The organism is Saprospiraceae bacterium, assembly GCA_016719615.1.
In the GTDB taxonomy this organism is placed as follows: domain Bacteria; phylum Bacteroidota; class Bacteroidia; order Chitinophagales; family Saprospiraceae; genus Vicinibacter.
Map to the genome: position 1 here is coordinate 213835 of JADJYQ010000006.1, position 14909 is coordinate 228743.

At 38.3% G+C, this 14909-nt stretch carries 13 protein-coding genes; 8 read left to right on the plus strand and 5 right to left on the minus strand.

Going from position 1 to position 14909, the window contains the following annotated elements:
• Window positions 1-39: 39 nt before the first annotated feature.
• The 3 genes from IPM92_13515 to IPM92_13525 are packed head-to-tail and all read left to right on the plus strand — an operon-like array spanning window position 40 to window position 3482.
• Window positions 40-834 carry a M23 family metallopeptidase gene (locus IPM92_13515; protein MBK9109348.1) on the plus strand — a complete coding sequence of 265 codons (795 nt, stop codon included), beginning with the start codon at window positions 40-42 and terminating at the stop codon, window positions 832-834.
• Window positions 807-956: a M23 family metallopeptidase gene (locus IPM92_13520; GenBank protein ID MBK9109349.1), complete on the plus strand. Its 150-nt coding sequence runs from the start codon at window positions 807-809 to the stop codon at window positions 954-956. The genes IPM92_13515 and IPM92_13520 overlap by 28 nt, the downstream gene beginning before the upstream one ends.
• A 27-nt stretch (window positions 957-983) precedes the next feature.
• Entirely contained in the window at window positions 984-3482 is a 2499-nt protein-coding gene (locus IPM92_13525) for a cation-translocating P-type ATPase (GenBank protein MBK9109350.1), read from the plus strand.
• 128 nt (window positions 3483-3610) lie between these two features.
• Here the strand turns inward: IPM92_13525 and IPM92_13530 are convergent, their stop codons facing one another.
• Window positions 3611-4348 carry a biotin--[acetyl-CoA-carboxylase] ligase gene (locus IPM92_13530; protein ID MBK9109351.1) on the minus strand — a complete coding sequence of 246 codons (738 nt, stop codon included), beginning with the start codon at window positions 4346-4348 and terminating at the stop codon, window positions 3611-3613.
• Window positions 4349-4417: 69 nt separating this feature from the next.
• Here IPM92_13530 and rsfS point away from each other — a divergent pair, with 69 nt between their 5' ends.
• The 3 genes from rsfS to IPM92_13545 all read left to right on the plus strand — a co-directional run bounded on the left by rsfS (window position 4418) and on the right by IPM92_13545 (window position 7900).
• On the plus strand, window positions 4418-4804 hold the full coding sequence (gene rsfS, locus IPM92_13535; protein MBK9109352.1) for a ribosome silencing factor: 387 nt from the start codon (window positions 4418-4420) through the stop codon (window positions 4802-4804).
• Between the two features lie 58 nt (window positions 4805-4862).
• A complete protein-coding gene (gene ftsH, locus IPM92_13540; GenBank protein ID MBK9109353.1) occupies window positions 4863-6854 on the plus strand; it encodes an ATP-dependent zinc metalloprotease FtsH in 1992 nt (663 codons plus the stop codon).
• A gap of 389 nt (window positions 6855-7243) precedes the next feature.
• A complete protein-coding gene (locus IPM92_13545) occupies window positions 7244-7900 on the plus strand; it encodes a DUF937 domain-containing protein (protein MBK9109354.1) in 657 nt (218 codons plus the stop codon).
• A gap of 3 nt (window positions 7901-7903) precedes the next feature.
• Here IPM92_13545 and IPM92_13550 read toward each other — a convergent pair whose 3' ends face one another.
• The 4 genes from IPM92_13550 to IPM92_13565 form a co-directional block, all read right to left on the minus strand.
• Window positions 7904-9700 (minus strand): tetratricopeptide repeat protein, encoded by a 1797-nt coding sequence (locus IPM92_13550; GenBank protein MBK9109355.1) that lies wholly within the window; start codon window positions 9698-9700, stop codon window positions 7904-7906.
• 166 nt (window positions 9701-9866) lie between these two features.
• Window positions 9867-11393 carry an aldehyde dehydrogenase family protein gene (locus IPM92_13555; protein ID MBK9109356.1) on the minus strand — a complete coding sequence of 509 codons (1527 nt, stop codon included), beginning with the start codon at window positions 11391-11393 and terminating at the stop codon, window positions 9867-9869.
• A 2-nt stretch (window positions 11394-11395) separates the two neighbouring features.
• Complete coding sequence (locus tag IPM92_13560) at window positions 11396-13093, minus strand: immune inhibitor A (GenBank protein ID MBK9109357.1); 1698 nt, start codon at window positions 13091-13093, stop codon at window positions 11396-11398.
• Window positions 13090-13725, minus strand: coding sequence for a hypothetical protein (locus IPM92_13565; protein ID MBK9109358.1), 636 nt, complete (start codon window positions 13723-13725; stop codon window positions 13090-13092). Before IPM92_13565 ends, IPM92_13560 begins: the two co-directional genes overlap by 4 nt.
• 121 nt (window positions 13726-13846) lie before the next feature.
• On the opposite strand from IPM92_13565, the gene IPM92_13570 reads away from it, so the two are divergent.
• Both IPM92_13570 and IPM92_13575 read left to right on the plus strand, forming a co-directional pair.
• The gene (locus IPM92_13570; GenBank protein ID MBK9109359.1) at window positions 13847-14377 is read left to right on the plus strand and encodes a ribonuclease HII; all 531 of its coding nucleotides are present in this window, start codon (window positions 13847-13849) and stop codon (window positions 14375-14377) included.
• Window positions 14377-14901 (plus strand): hypothetical protein, encoded by a 525-nt coding sequence (locus tag IPM92_13575; protein ID MBK9109360.1) that lies wholly within the window; start codon window positions 14377-14379, stop codon window positions 14899-14901. Before IPM92_13570 ends, IPM92_13575 begins: the two co-directional genes overlap by 1 nt.
• Window positions 14902-14909 lie beyond the last annotated feature (8 nt).

Below are 14909 nucleotides of genomic sequence, written 5' to 3' on the forward strand. Positions count from 1 at the left end.
ATTCGCACAAATTTATTATAATTTAAAGTAATTTTAAGAATGGCTATAAATGTTCACAAAGCGAGAAAATGGCTTCAACAACACCTCGAAAAAAGGTTCCTGTTCATTATTCGAAATGAAGAAACTTTTGAGGAAACTGCTAGCTACAGGCTTACCCTTAAAAATATTTACATTCTGGCCAGCACCCTGGTATTTGTTTTAAGTCTGTTTTTGTTGCTGTTGGTAATTTTTACACCCATCAAAAAGTACATTCCGGGCTATGGAGATGTCCGTTCTCAGCGCGAATATTTAGAATTAGACCGCCAAATTCAAGCGCTTGAGAAAACTATAAACTCCCGGGATACTTATATAGAGAGTATTCAGCGAATTTTGGAAGGGAAGCCTCAAACAAGGTCGGATGTGACCAAAAACGTTCAAATCAAACAAGTTAAGCCCGAATCTGAACCCAAAGTTAAAGAAGACAGCCTCTTAAGGGCAGAATTTGAATCTTTACTAGCAAGAGAAATTCCAGCCAAAGACAAATCAAAAGAGCGGAAATCCAGCCCTATGCCCAGGACTTTCGGACCAGAAGTCGCTGAAGTGAATACCCCATTAAATTTGGTAGCCCCTATCCGCGGACCCGTGGGAGCAAAATACAATCCCGAAACAGGTCATCTGGGTGTTGATATTATGGCAGCTCAAAATACGCCGATCAAAGCAATGTTAGATGGAACGGTTATCCAGGCCGACTGGTCCATTGAAAATGGCCATACAATAGCGCTTCAACACAATAATAATCTTGTAAGCATTTACAAACATAATTCAGCATTGCTAAAAAAACAGGCAGCCGCGTAAAATCAGGGGAAGCTATTGCAGTTATCGGAAATACAGGTACCTTGACAAATGGGCCACATTTACATTTTGAACTTTGGTTTAAAGGCAAGCCAGTGAATCCTTCTGAGTACTTAAGGTTTTGAAATGGTTAAAATTGTAATTGAAGAATTGTGATTACTGGAAAATATACGGGCTTATCAAGTGACCAGGTTGAACAACAACGCAAAAAATTTGGAAGCAACCTTATTAAATCGAAGAATCCCCCAAAGTGGCTCGAAATTATTGTCAATATTCTTTCAGAACCCCTTTTTTTAATACTTGTTGCAACTGCCGGAATTTATTTCCTTTTAGGAGAACAAAACGAAGCCTATATCATGCTTGCAGCTCTCGTATTTGTATCAGGGATTTCTTTGTTTCAGGAAAACCGAAGTTCGAAAGCGGAAAAAGCACTTCAATCGATACTTGAACCTAAAACAAAAGTAATTCGCAATTCTAATTTGATGCTTCTTGAAATTCAGGAATTGGTCGTCGATGATATTTTTATGATCGAAGATGGGGAAATTGTACCTGCCGATGCCATTCTTTTGGAAAGTCATGATTTAAGCATCAATGAAAGTATTTTAACAGGAGAATCAGTAGCACTTTATAAAGGATCGGATTCCAAAGATTTTGAAATTTTTCAGGGAACACAAGTAATGTCGGGTTATGCCGTTGCCAAAGTCAGACATGTAGGCATATCCACCAAATTAGGTGAAATCCAAACAAGTCTTCATCAAATAAAATCAGAAAAAACACCTATACAAATTCAAATCCGCAGTTTCGTAAGTAAAATGGTGCAATTCGGTTTATTCGCATTTCTCATTATTTGGGCGATACAATATTATATCACGCAAAATTTCATTTTTGGTTTGTTAAAAGGTCTGACTTTAAGCATGTCATTACTTCCTGAAGAAATTCCAGTGGCCTTCAGCACTTTTATGGCTTTGGGCACCTTGCATCTTTATAAAAAGCAGGTTTTGGTTAAAAACCCAATGACTGTTGAAACGCTGGGGGGCGTCACCGTGATTTGTCTGGATAAAACGGGTACTATTACTGAAAATAAGATGCAATTAAAGGGCTTGTACGATTTGCGCCAAGATCAAATATCAGACACCGAAAATCTTCAAACCAGCCATTTGACGGTACTTGAATATTCGATGTGGGCTTCGGAAGAATCGCCTTTTGATCCTATGGAACAATCGATACACCAGCTCTATGAGAAACTGAACACTAAAGATTTACGGAAACATTTCCGGATGGTCAAAGAATATCCACTCACAGGGCTTCCGCCTGTTATGGTACATGTTTTTGAAAACCAGGAAGGCCAGCAAATTATTGCTTGTAAAGGAGGACTTGAAAGCGTTCTTAAATTATGTAAACTCCAGGAAGAAGACCTCTCCAGAATCATGAACAAATATGATCATTTTGCAAATATGGGTCACAGAGTCCTTGCCGTTGCAAAAGGAAAAACCTATGTAACTGATCTTCCTGATGATCCCTATGCTTTTGAAATGGAAATGCTAGGACTGGTGACGTTTTACGATCCTCCTAAACAGAATATCGCCGAAACCATTCATTCTTTTTACAAAGCAGGCATAGAAGTAAAAATTTTATCTGGTGATTACGCGAACACAACTTCTGCAATTGCACGACAAATTGGAATCAAAAATACTGACAAGACCATTACCGGAAGTGAAGTGATGGCCATGAACGAACAATCGTTAGTCTCTGTAATAAAATCTAAAACAATTTTTGCCAGGATGTTTCCGGAAGCCAAATGTAAAGTGATACAGGCCCTGAAAAATTCAGGTGAAATCGTATCAATGACTGGAGATGGCGTAAATGATGGACCTGCATTAAAAGCTTCACACATAGGCATTGCGATGGGCCAAAGGGGCAGTGAATTAGCGCGCAAAACGGCTTCTCTGATTTTAGCTCAGGATGATCTTTCGAGACTGGTGGATGCTATTGCTTTAGGACGCCGTATTTATGAAAATTTAAAAAAGGCCATCCAATATATCATATCCATACACATTCCCATTATATTGATTGTGACTCTTCCCGTTTTGTTTTTTTGGGATATTAACGATTTCTTTTCGCCCATACATGTCATCTTTTTAGAATTGATCATGGGCCCCACTTGTTCTATTCTTTTCGAAAATGAGCCCATTGAGCCTCATTCCATGTCGAAACCCCCACGCAAAGCGGCATTAGACTTATTTACATGGGGCGAATTAAATCTTAGCATCTTACAGGGGCTTGCCATCACTTTGGTATGTCTGCTTCTAGCGAGGTATTATATGTATATAAACCAGCCGGAAGATAAAGTTCGCAGTATGTTATATACCTGTCTGGTCTTCGCCAATATCTTCCTAACACTCGTTAATAGATCTTTCATTGAATCAGTTCTAAAAACCTTACGGTACAAGAACAAACTGGTTCCTATCATTATTGGGATTTCACTTATTGCATTGATGTTAAGTTTATCTGTACCATCGATTCGAGAAATTTTTCAATTTGATGTTTTAAATTATAAAGAATTGTTATTGTGTCTTTGTCTTGGATTGTTGAGTGTGATTTGGGTTGAAGTTTATAAATGGTTTCAACGAAAAAGCCTTGTTGTTTTATAGGGTGGGAAATAATTTCCCGCAGACCATACAGATACTTTGTGGATTTTAATTTTTGGGCAAAAAAGATCTCGCAGAAAAATTTACATTTTAAAAGACTGGTGTTTTAAATATATCCTGAATCGTGCAAATCACCAATCGATATTTAACTCTCCATGTTGAATGCTTATCAATTCTCCGTTTTGTTTTTCAACAATTAAATGTCCTTCCTCGGATATTTTCAAAATCTTCGCTTGAATTGGAAATCCCTCGTTTTTGTGCATGGTTTTCCATTGATTTTTTGAATAGAGTAGTTCATTGTACTTTTTAAGCAATGAATGCTCCTGAATATCTTCTTTAAAAAAGTTTACTAAAATTTCTCTGAAGCGAATTGCAAGTGCATCGACAGAAAATTGAATACCCTTCTCTAATGCAAGAGATGTTGCATTTAAACCTGCTGGAAATGAGGTCTGGTTTACATTGATTCCAACTCCTATAACGGTCCAATGCAATTTATTTTCCTTAATGATATTTTGAATTAAAATCCCTGCTACTTTATGTGGACCTGAATAAATATCGTTGGGCCATTTCACGGAAAGATGAGGCAATTGATATTCGCTAAGCAACTGAACAGACGAAAGTGCAGAGATTAAATGTAAGTTAAATAATCGATCCAAATTCCAATTTAGGGGACCAAAAATAAAACTGCAAAGTAAGTTTAAACCTGCCTCCGATTCCCAGTTTCTGCCAAATTGTCCTTTCCCTCCTGTCTGATAGTCCGCAATAAGCATAAATCCTGATTGTGGACTGGTTTTTGACAGGTAATGGAGAGCCTGTATATTTGTAGAATCAGTGGACACAAATGACAGGTGTGGAAAATTAAAACGCATTTGAAATTTCTTAATATATATATTTAGAATTATTTATATATTTACTTCTTTAAAATTCAACACTTCATATTGTCACAAGCATTAACTAAATCCAAATCCAGTCCTAAAAAAGAGCAAGCTTTTCTGGATCTCATCATTGACAGCATTCAAGACATCAAAGGTAAGAACATCTTACTTTTGGACCTGCGAAAGCTTCCCGATGCACCGACATCTTATTTTATCATTTGCGAAGGCGAAAGCAGTACCCAAATAAAAGCGATAGCAGGAAATGTTGAAAGGAGGGTCAAAGCAGAGGCTGGATATCTAGCTCATTCTGAAGGGCAAATAGGAGCAAAATGGGTTTTAGTTGATTTTTTTGACGTAGTCGTACATATTTTCGATAAGGATACACGTCGATACTACGAACTTGAAGATTTATGGAGTGATGCCCGCATCACAGAGTATCAGAATCTTTAGCAACCGCAACTAAATTGATTTCACATCGTTTAACTATTGCAATTAGTATTCAATCATCATGGAGCAAAAACCAGCATCATCTAATAACAATCCCAAAAAACCAGGCGAAGGTTTTAACGCATATTGGATTTACGGGATCATCCTTTTAGTCATCATTGGAGTCAACCTTTTTTACATGGCTTCCCCCGGAAAAGGAAACATCAATTCTGTGCGTTTCGATGATATGGCAAGTAAAGGAGATATTGAAAAAATTGAAGTCATCAATCTCAAACAGGCATATGTATATTTAAAACCTGAAGCGATCAACCTGGACACTTATAAGGACAAACTCAGTGCAACTCAAGGTAGCAGACCTCAATACTATTTTAATATTGGCCCTGCTGAGAAATTTCAGGACAAGATTGACAGAGTCAATGAAAAGCTTCCCAATAAAATCAGTATCAGTTATGAAGAAAAGCAAAACTGGCTGGGACCCATTTTATCATTTGTCGTTCCCTTTCTGATTATCCTTGCCATTTGGATGTTTTTAATGCGCAGAGTCGGCGGTGGTGGTTCAGGACCCGGAGCTCAAATTTTCAATATTGGAAAATCAAAAGCAACCCTGTTTGAAAAAGATGAAACCACAAATGTGACCTTCAAAGACGTAGCCGGACTTGACGAAGCCAAGGAAGAAGTAATGGAAATTGTCGACTTCCTTAAAAATCCTAAAAAATATACTTCTCTCGGCGGGAAGATCCCTAAAGGTGTGTTGTTAGTTGGCCCGCCGGGAACAGGAAAAACACTTTTGGCAAAGGCCGTAGCAGGAGAAGCTGCTGTGCCCTTTTTTACGATTTCAGGATCTGACTTTGTGGAAATGTTTGTTGGTGTGGGCGCATCAAGAGTCCGGGATTTATTCCGGCAAGCCCGCGAAAAAGCACCATGTATTGTCTTCATTGATGAAATCGATGCTGTTGGACGCGCAAGAGGAAGAAATACTTTACAAGGCGGAAATGACGAACGCGAAAATACACTCAATCAATTGTTGGTAGAAATGGATGGATTTGGTACAGAATCGGGAGTGATTCTCATGGCTGCTACCAACAGACCGGATGTTTTGGACAATGCATTATTAAGGCCCGGTAGATTTGATCGCCAAATTGGCATTGACCCACCTGATTTAAAAGGTCGCGAAGAAATATTCAAGGTTCACTTAAAACCACTCAAATTAGCAGATGATGTGACACCAGGCGTTTTGGCTGAGATGACACCTGGTTTTGCAGGTGCCGAAATAGCAAATATTTGTAATGAATCAGCGCTTGTTGCCGCCAGAAGAGATAAAAAAGCCATTGACCTCGATGATTTTAACTACGCATTGGATAGGGTTATTGGTGGACTTGAAAAGAAAAACAAATTGATTTCTCCCGAAGAAAAAGAAATCATTGCCTACCACGAAGCCGGTCATGCCATCATTGGATGGTTTTTAAAATACGCATCCCCATTGGTCAAAGTAACCATCGTTCCAAGAGGAATAGGTACATTGGGATATGCACAATATTTGCCGAAGGAAGAATACATTACCAGAACAGAAGCGTTGTTGGATCGCATGTGTATGACATTGGGCGGACGTGCTTCTGAAAAAATCATGTTCGACAAAATATCTACCGGAGCGCAAAGTGATTTAGACCATGTAACCAAAATGGCATACAGCATGGTCAACGTGTTTGGTATGAATGAAAAAATCGGAAATGTATCCTATTACGGACTTTCGCAGGAAGCATTCCAAAGACCTTACAGCGATGATACAGCCCGCATTATGGACCAGGAAGTTAGAAATCTGATTGATTCGCAATACATAAGAGCTCAAAATTTATTGAAGGAGAAGAGGAAAGAATTAGAAATTCTTGCGCATGAATTGCTTCGCAAAGAAGTCTTACACAAATCAGATGTCGAAAGATTGATTGGACCGTCTCCATATCACAAAGATAAATCAGCAGAACCACTGCCTTTAAGTGGCCAACACGTCAGCGATGAAAAACCGCTGATTGAAAAAGAACCTGCGAAAGAAGGCTAGTTTTGAGATTATAGATCAAGGATAATGGAGTAAAATATCCTGATAATTTTCATTCCATTTATTGGTTTTTACCTGCTCTAAAAACAAGTCGTATAATACCAGCTCCTTCTACTATAAAAATAATTCTAAATAGATAATTGCCCGAGGATTCAACTTTAGCGATTGTAGAGTATCCTTAGCGTTGAAAATTATCAGCATAACTAACGTATGTTAGTTGATAAATACAAATCACCTTTCTTATAAACACATCCACTTTTAAATTGCGAATTATCAAACTCAACAAATATGGACGAGTCTTTTTCATAAATGGAGTAAGTTAATATTGGTCATCGCATTTGGAATTCAAAGAGAATTCCTTTTTCTTTGTCTAAAATTAAAAAAAAACAGATATGGACATCATGCAATTGTTACAAAGTCAGGTAAACAATCAACTTATCGGACAAATTAGCCAGCAAATTGGAGCATCCGAGGAGCAGACAAATACTGCCACAAATGGCATTTTTACGGCCTTGGTGGGGGGATTGGCAAATAATACAGCTTCCGGGGACGGATTAAATTCTCTATTGAGCGCCTTGGATAGAGATCACGACGGAAGTTCGCTAGATGACATTATGGGTTTTGTTGGAGGTATGATTTCCGGTACTGCTACCGGCAACCAAAGTAATGGTATGGGAATCTTAGGTCATATCCTTGGGAACAAACAAGAAGCAGTAGCCGAAAATATAAGCCAGAAGTCAGGTTTGGATATGTCGCAAATTATGAAACTCATGCCAATACTTGCACCTATTGTAATGTCTGTACTTGGAAAATTATTGCGATCCAATAACAATGAGCCCGAACAAGTTAGCCAGAATGCAGGCGGAGCACAAGGTATAGATTTGGCAAGCATTCTCATGGGTACTGCTAAATCGGCTCAGGGTGGTGCCTTTGGTGATTTATTAGGAAATGTAATTGGCGGCGTCTTGAGTGGTGGATCTTCTCATCAACCACAAAATACAGGTGGGGGACTTTTGGGAAAACTTTTGTCTACCGTTTTTAAGAGATAATATTTATTGCAATTTATCGCCCCGCAATTGTCTGTAACGCTTGCGTGCTTCAACAGCTAAAACGCTGTTGCTAAAATCGATGAATAATTTTTCGTAAAGTTCTTTTGCTTTATCGCTGTTTTTGAGTTGATAGTCATATATTTTGGCCATCTCCCATAAAGCATTATCAGCTCTGATTTCGTCCGGATGTTTTTCAAGAATCAGCCTGTATTTTTCTAAAGCCTCATCTGTTCGCAATTGTTGTTGAAAAATTTTTGCCTGCAAATACCAGACATCATCTTCCAAAAAAAGAATTTCTGGATCCGTAAATGGGATTTCTGCAAGTATCAATAGTGCAGAATCATATTGATTTTGAAATAATTTTAATTCTGCAGCTGCGTATTGTAACAAAGAAACTCCGGTAGTATCCTGATTCAGATTGTCCAAAATAAATACAGACAAATCGATGGCATCATTTGAAATCAATCTGCTGGTTGCTGTTTTAAGAATATCAAATTGTTCCTGTGCCCATTGAAAATCTCCGGCGAAGTAAGATAATCTGGCATTTTTATAACGCGCCAATTCACCCAACTCATCTTCTTTAAAATCCTTATCCACCTGTGAATATAATAAAGTTGCTTCCCAGCGTTCACCTCTTATCAAGTAATAATCAGCGAGGTCCAATTTAGCCCGCGAGCGAATATGGTTATCGATATATGGAACCTTAATCAACTCCTCGAGCAATTGAATAGCCTCCGGTATTTTTCCTAAATACCTGGCTTCCAATTCTGCAAATTCTATGATAAGCGGAGCTGAAAGATAATTCCTTCCAAAATCAGCAAGATATTTTTGATAATCAATTTCAAGTTTCACTAAATCTGATGGAACATAGTCCTTCTTCTCAACTATTAAATTTCTCCTGGAAACAAGTAATTGACGGCAAGATTCATGGTAAAAGGATCCCGACGGCCCTTTGTCTCTTACAAAAGAAAATCCCTCAATTGCAGTGTGATAATCATTATCAAAATAGCTGGTCATCGCCAACTGGTAAACGCGACTTCCGTTTTCATTCAGCTGTCGATCCAGCGCTTTTGCTTGTCTTAAAGCGCCTGAATAATCTTTTAATTGAACAAAAGACCACATGAGCAACTCCGGATATTCAAGAATATCTGGTTTTGATTCGATGCGCTCATACAATTGTGCTTGCAACTCGCGGTATTGGTCTTCAGAAAAATAGGCAACAATCAGGCTTTGCACATTTGCCAGCTGGACTGATTTTTCCTCGAGACCATTCAAATAATATAGGACCATTCTTGAAAAATCACCTTTTTTACGATAGAGCTCTGCCAGATTATAGGTAAACCGCGTAGGAGGTTTTATAATTTTTTCACCCTGTTCATAGACTTTGATTGCCAAATCATATCTCGTTAATTGAATAAAAGCGTTGCCGAGCTTATAAACGCCCATAACATCTGCAGGCGTTTTTTCAACTGCTTGCTCAAACTGTTGTTCTGCCTTTTTCGCTTGATCCATTAATGTCAATAAATTGCCGTAGTATATATGGTAAATGGCTTCCTTTGGCTTTTTGCGCATTTCCTTTTTAAGAATTTCTTCTCCAGCATTATATTGCTTCAGTGCGAGAATACATTCAAAATATTTTTCAAAAAATCCCGGATTTGCTGGGTTTTTTAACATCAACTCCTGATAAAGACTCGAAGCTTTTTCAAATTCACCATTGTTAAAGTATTCCTGCGCTAAACGAGGATCCTGGGCCTTTAAGCCGGACAATAAGAATAGCAGCGGTAACATTATATACTTCATAAGATGATCTCCAAAGGAATTTATAACGAAAACAAAAGCAAAGTTAGCTTGTTCAAACTATTAAATTTTAAGAAAGCGCGATCTGTGACCGAAAACGCTTCCAATTCAAAGGTAATGTGGCTGGCGAATGATTGTCGGATGATATTATTACTAACATTCGTTAGTATTATAGTGTAAACCGGATTCCCTGAGCAAGGGGTAATTCTGAAGAGTAATTGATCGTATTTGTCTGTCTGCGCATATATGCTTTCCATGCATCGGAGCCACTTTCTCTTCCGCCTCCGGTTTCTTTTTCACCTCCAAAAGCACCTCCAATTTCTGCACCGCTGGTTCCAATATTCACATTCGCGATCCCACAATCAGATCCAAAATGAGATAAAAATAATTCTGATTCTTTTAGATTTTGTGTCATCATGGAAGACGATAAACCCTGAGGAACTTCGTTTTGGATGGCTATGGCCTCTTCCAGTGTCTGGTATTGGATCAGATATAATATAGGCGCGAAAGTTTCGTGGTGAACAATACTAGACTGATGATTGATTTCTGCAATACAAGGTTTAACATAACATCCGCTGTTGAATTCCTGACCTTGCAGCACCTCTCCGGGCACCGCAAATTTTCCACCTTGTTTTTCGATTTCATCGAGTGTGCTTACATAATTTTTGACGGCAAGTTCATCAATAAGTGGACCGACATGATTTTCCGGATTCAAAGGATTTCCAATTTTTAACTGTTTGTAAGCATGGATTAATTTCTCCTTTACAAGATCATATATACTTTCATGTACAATTAATCTGCGGGTGGTTGTGCATCGCTGTCCGGCCGTACCAACTGCCCCGAATACAACTGCTGTTAATACCAAATTAAGATCAGCACTTGGACAAACAATAATTGCATTATTGCCTCCCAATTCTAAAATACTTTTACCTAATCTTGCTCCTACAGCTGCCCCCACCGCTTTTCCCATACGGACGGATCCGGTAGCTGAAACTAATGAAATTTTTTGGTCATGACTCATCCATTCACCTACCTGATAATCTCCATTGACAATACAGGAAACTCCATCCGGAATACCATTTTTGTTGAAAACATCCTGAATGATATGTTGGCAGGCAATACTGCATAAAGGCGTTTTTTCAGAAGGTTTCCAAATGACTACATTCCCACAGACCCAAGCCAGTGCAGAATTCCAGGACCATACCGCCACCGGAAAGTTGAATGCAGAAATGACTCCTACTATACCTAAGGGATGCCATTGCTCATACATTCTGTGCAAAGGTCTTTCAGAGTGCATACTTAAACCATAAAGTTGCCGGGAAAGTCCAGTAGCAAAATAGCAGATATCTATCATTTCCTGAACCTCGCCTAATCCCTCCTGTAAACTTTTTCCCATTTCATAAGAGACCAGTTGTCCAAGTTCAGTTTTATACAACTGCAATGCATCTCCAAATTGGCGAATGATTTCACCGCGCCGAGGTGCTGGAATGGTCTGCCAAACTAACTGGGACTTGCTTGCTTTATCTACGATGGCATCATATTGTGTTTTGTTTGTAATCCCTACCATTCCAATAATTTGTCCATTGACCGGAGAGATTGAGGTCAAATAATTTTCTGCAGGAAAAGAAAACGAGCCACACCAACTACCTTCATTTCTTGATTGTAGCTGGAGCTTACTTAAAAAACTTAAATCCATGATCAGTGTATTACGAGCTTATGTTGTTTCAGGATTCCGTTTTTAGGAATGACTGACAAGACATAAATTCCGGCTTTAAAATCTGCAACATTAAATACAGCTTTTCCTTTTTCTATGTTAGGAAAAAGTTGTGTAGTCTGGCCGGAAGTATTTGTTAAAATAAAAATTGCATGTTCAAGTTCTGCTTCATCATTTAAGCGCAAATTAAAGTGTCCCTGATTGGGTTGCGGAAAAATGTTGAGCGTCCATTTTCCTTCAAGGTCTGTCCCTTGTGTTGCGATGTTTGTGAAAATTTCAAAATCATCTAAATAAATGCCATCGTTAGATGTTAAATTTTGCCCTGCCGACATATAACATTGCAAATAGATTTGTTTGCCCACATATTCATTCAGGTCAATCCATTCAGAAACCCAATTGTTTTGAACACCACAATAAACGGGTTCATCAAAAGCTTGCGACAAAGTTCCGTTGACCGTGTAATAGCCACAAAGTGCTTTAAAATCCTGGCCATTTTCGGAAATTTTAATTTGAGCAAAATCTGTTTCATAATCCATTTGCCATTTTCCATTAAAACGCAGATATGCATATTGTGCATTTGTCAGATCAATCGCATTCGTATATTGTTGTATTTTCAAAATATTTGGATCCATGGGTCCATTTGGACTATCGGTCAATGAATGAGGTGCAGTTACAAAAGCCTCTGTTGTAAGATTCCAGGCCTTATCACCCTTATGAAACCAGTTATTTTGATTCTCAAAATTTTCAAACCAATTAGCGGATCCAATATATATTTTTCGTTTGTTGATGGTTTCTGTAAAAAAATCTGTGGTCAATTTAATCGAAAAATTCAGAGAATCTCCGCGCTTAGGCAAGGATTCTAAAACATAGGCTACTTTACGGTTAGTGGTTTCGCCGGGGCCTATTAAAAATGTCAAATCATTTTCAAGGAATCGAAGACCAGGCTGAGTGGAACTTAAATGAACAAGAATATTACTTTGTTGAACACCTGTGCGAAAGATTTCCAAATCGAGATACGCAGTATCCTTAGAAACGGAAACAGAACTTGTTTCAGAAATATGTGCTGCGCTACCGGCATTCCAAGCTGCCATAAAATTCATGTACTGAACAGAATGGTTTATTTCATAAATGTCTTTCCGGTTTGGCCAAAAAGCATAACCTACTTCAGGAGTGAATGCAAATATTTTATTTTTTGTGTTGCGTTCTCCATACATCCAATCATCTGAAACGCCATTCACAGAATAATTCAATGTTTCGTTGGAAGTACCTACCTGAAATTTATTATACCGCGTCATATCATAGGCCATCCTATAATAAAGTAAAGAATCTTCCGTAGCCTGATTCAAATAACCCCATGGAATGATAAGTAAGTCACCATGACTATGATAGTTAAGTGCTATTGAAATATGATGATTTTCACAGAAATGCTTAATGGCTTGGGTTTCTATTTCTGAAAAAGCAAGTTCCCCCCTAAAAACATCGGAAGTTCCTGCCGGACTAGAACCGGAATTATTATAAGCCCAGCCATAGCCATAATTTCTATTCAGGTCTGTACCTACATCATCTAAATTTGGATTTCTATTCTTACGCCAAAACCCACCTCCGCCTGGGGCAATATTTTCATTATATAAATATCCGTCTGGATTTATACAGGGTATAAAAAATAATTCGCGTTGGTTCACCAGATTGCGAATCTGGGCATCCGATTATAGTTTTCAAGAATATACCACATAAAATAGAGCATCTGGGTCATTCCGGCCGGCTCTCTGGCATGATGGAGGGCTGTATATAATACTTCTGGTTCGTCTTCATCCAAGTAAGGATTATCTGAAATTTTTACGGAATAAATTCGGTTTCCTTCGAAAGTTCTGAAATCTCCAATGATTTGTTTAACGGTGATAAGATTTGGATAAAGAGCCTCCATCAATTCAAGCGATTCGTAAATCTCACTCAAGGTTGGAAATCCATTCATAGATCCATAAGGATAGTTGGTGGGTAAAACATATTCGGGTTCTGTTATGTCTTCATCGCCACATTGATTGGGAGCAGAACGAGTGTTAAGGGTATGATAATGGGATTTTTCAATTTTAAATCCGGCTTTTTGAATCTTGGCCAATTCTTCCTCTGTGAAATCACCGGAAAAGGATTCCCCCGGATGATAATGACCATGATCAAATGCAATTCCGGTAGAAAGTAAATCGGAAAGTGGTTTACCTTCAAGTAATACCGAAGCTGCCTGCCATTTGGATTGAGCAGAGAGGTCGGACCATAAATTAAAAATCAGAACCAGAACAGGAACTAAACAAAAACGCATATTTTCTTACTTTGCGACGTGCAAAACTATAAAAAAATAAGCAAATTTGGTGGTGAAACTCGAAACATATTATAAAAATATTTTATATGAAGTGGGCTGCGACGAAGCAGGTAGAGGTTGTATGGCAGGTCCGGTTTTTGCTGCTGCCGTCATGTTGGACCCAGAAAAGCCTATTAAAGGTATAAACGACAGCAAAAAATTAAATGCGCCTACACGTTTAGCGCTTGCATCGGAAATCAAAGAAAAGGCTGTCTGTTGGTCTGTCATTCAAGTCAGCGCCGATGTCATTGATGCAACCAATATTCTGAGAGCCTCTTTAAAAGCAATGGCTGAAGCGGTGCATAAATTAGATAAAGAGCCAAGTTGCGTACTTGTTGACGGCCATATAAAACTCCCCGATTTGCCTTACGAACAATATTGTTTTGTAAAAGGCGATGGAAAATATCAGAGTATTGCCGCCGCTTCCATTTTGGCCAAAACATCCCGTGATCTGTACATGGAAGAAATCCATACAGAGTTCCCTGAGTATCTTTGGAATCAAAATAAAGGTTATCCCACGATTGCTCACCGAATCGCTATAGAACAATTCGGTTTATGCAAATATCATCGCAAAACATTCCAATTTAAAATTCATGAAAATCCAAAGCACTGATGATTAAAACCAAAACTTATCAGGTCTTCGCTTTTCCGGTGGAAGATTTAAGCATCGCCCGATATTTAGCAGCAAGGGAAGCAGATTACATTGGAATTCCGATAGACGCTGAGAATCTTCAGAAATCGCAAACTTTAATATTTCAATTAAGAGAATGGCTGGCAGGACCCAAACTCATTGGTATTCTGAATACTGCTTTTAATGTTTCCGGCTTGGAAGCACTTGATGGATATTATCATACTGAACAGCTAGTCTTTTATCTAGGCCAAGCAGAATTGAATCCTTTAAATTCAGGTGAGACTCCGTTTTTAGAAAACAAATATTTTCATATACTGGATAAACAAGGCCATTCAATGGAAGTGCAAAACGCTTTTTTGGAAATGGATTTATCAGATGCACCGACAAGAAACAATAAATATATTGGATTTGTCATTCATCCCGGTTTTGAAAGACAAACCGGAATCTGTGATTTTGATTTACTCGACCAATGGTTTGACAAATTAGATGCTATTCAATTTGCTTAAAGTATCCT

Bases quoted from the DNA above. Each gene is read 5' to 3' on its own strand.
- IPM92_13515 (MBK9109348.1), top strand. From the start codon at position 40: ATGGCTATAAATGTTCACAAAGCGAGAAAATGGCTTCAACAACACCTC.
- IPM92_13575 (MBK9109360.1), top strand. From the start codon at position 14,377: ATGATTAAAACCAAAACTTATCAGGTCTTCGCTTTTCCGGTGGAAGAT.
- IPM92_13555 (MBK9109356.1), bottom strand. From the start codon at position 11,393: ATGGATTTAAGTTTTTTAAGTAAGCTCCAGCTACAATCAAGAAATGAA.
- IPM92_13570 (MBK9109359.1), top strand. From the start codon at position 13,847: ATGGCAGGTCCGGTTTTTGCTGCTGCCGTCATGTTGGACCCAGAAAAG.
- IPM92_13545 (MBK9109354.1), top strand. From the start codon at position 7,244: ATGGACATCATGCAATTGTTACAAAGTCAGGTAAACAATCAACTTATC.
- ftsH (MBK9109353.1), top strand. From the start codon at position 4,863: ATGGAGCAAAAACCAGCATCATCTAATAACAATCCCAAAAAACCAGGC.
- IPM92_13550 (MBK9109355.1), bottom strand. From the start codon at position 9,700: ATGAAGTATATAATGTTACCGCTGCTATTCTTATTGTCCGGCTTAAAG.
- IPM92_13530 (MBK9109351.1), bottom strand. From the start codon at position 4,348: ATGCGTTTTAATTTTCCACACCTGTCATTTGTGTCCACTGATTCTACA.
- IPM92_13565 (MBK9109358.1), bottom strand. From the start codon at position 13,725: ATGCGTTTTTGTTTAGTTCCTGTTCTGGTTCTGATTTTTAATTTATGG.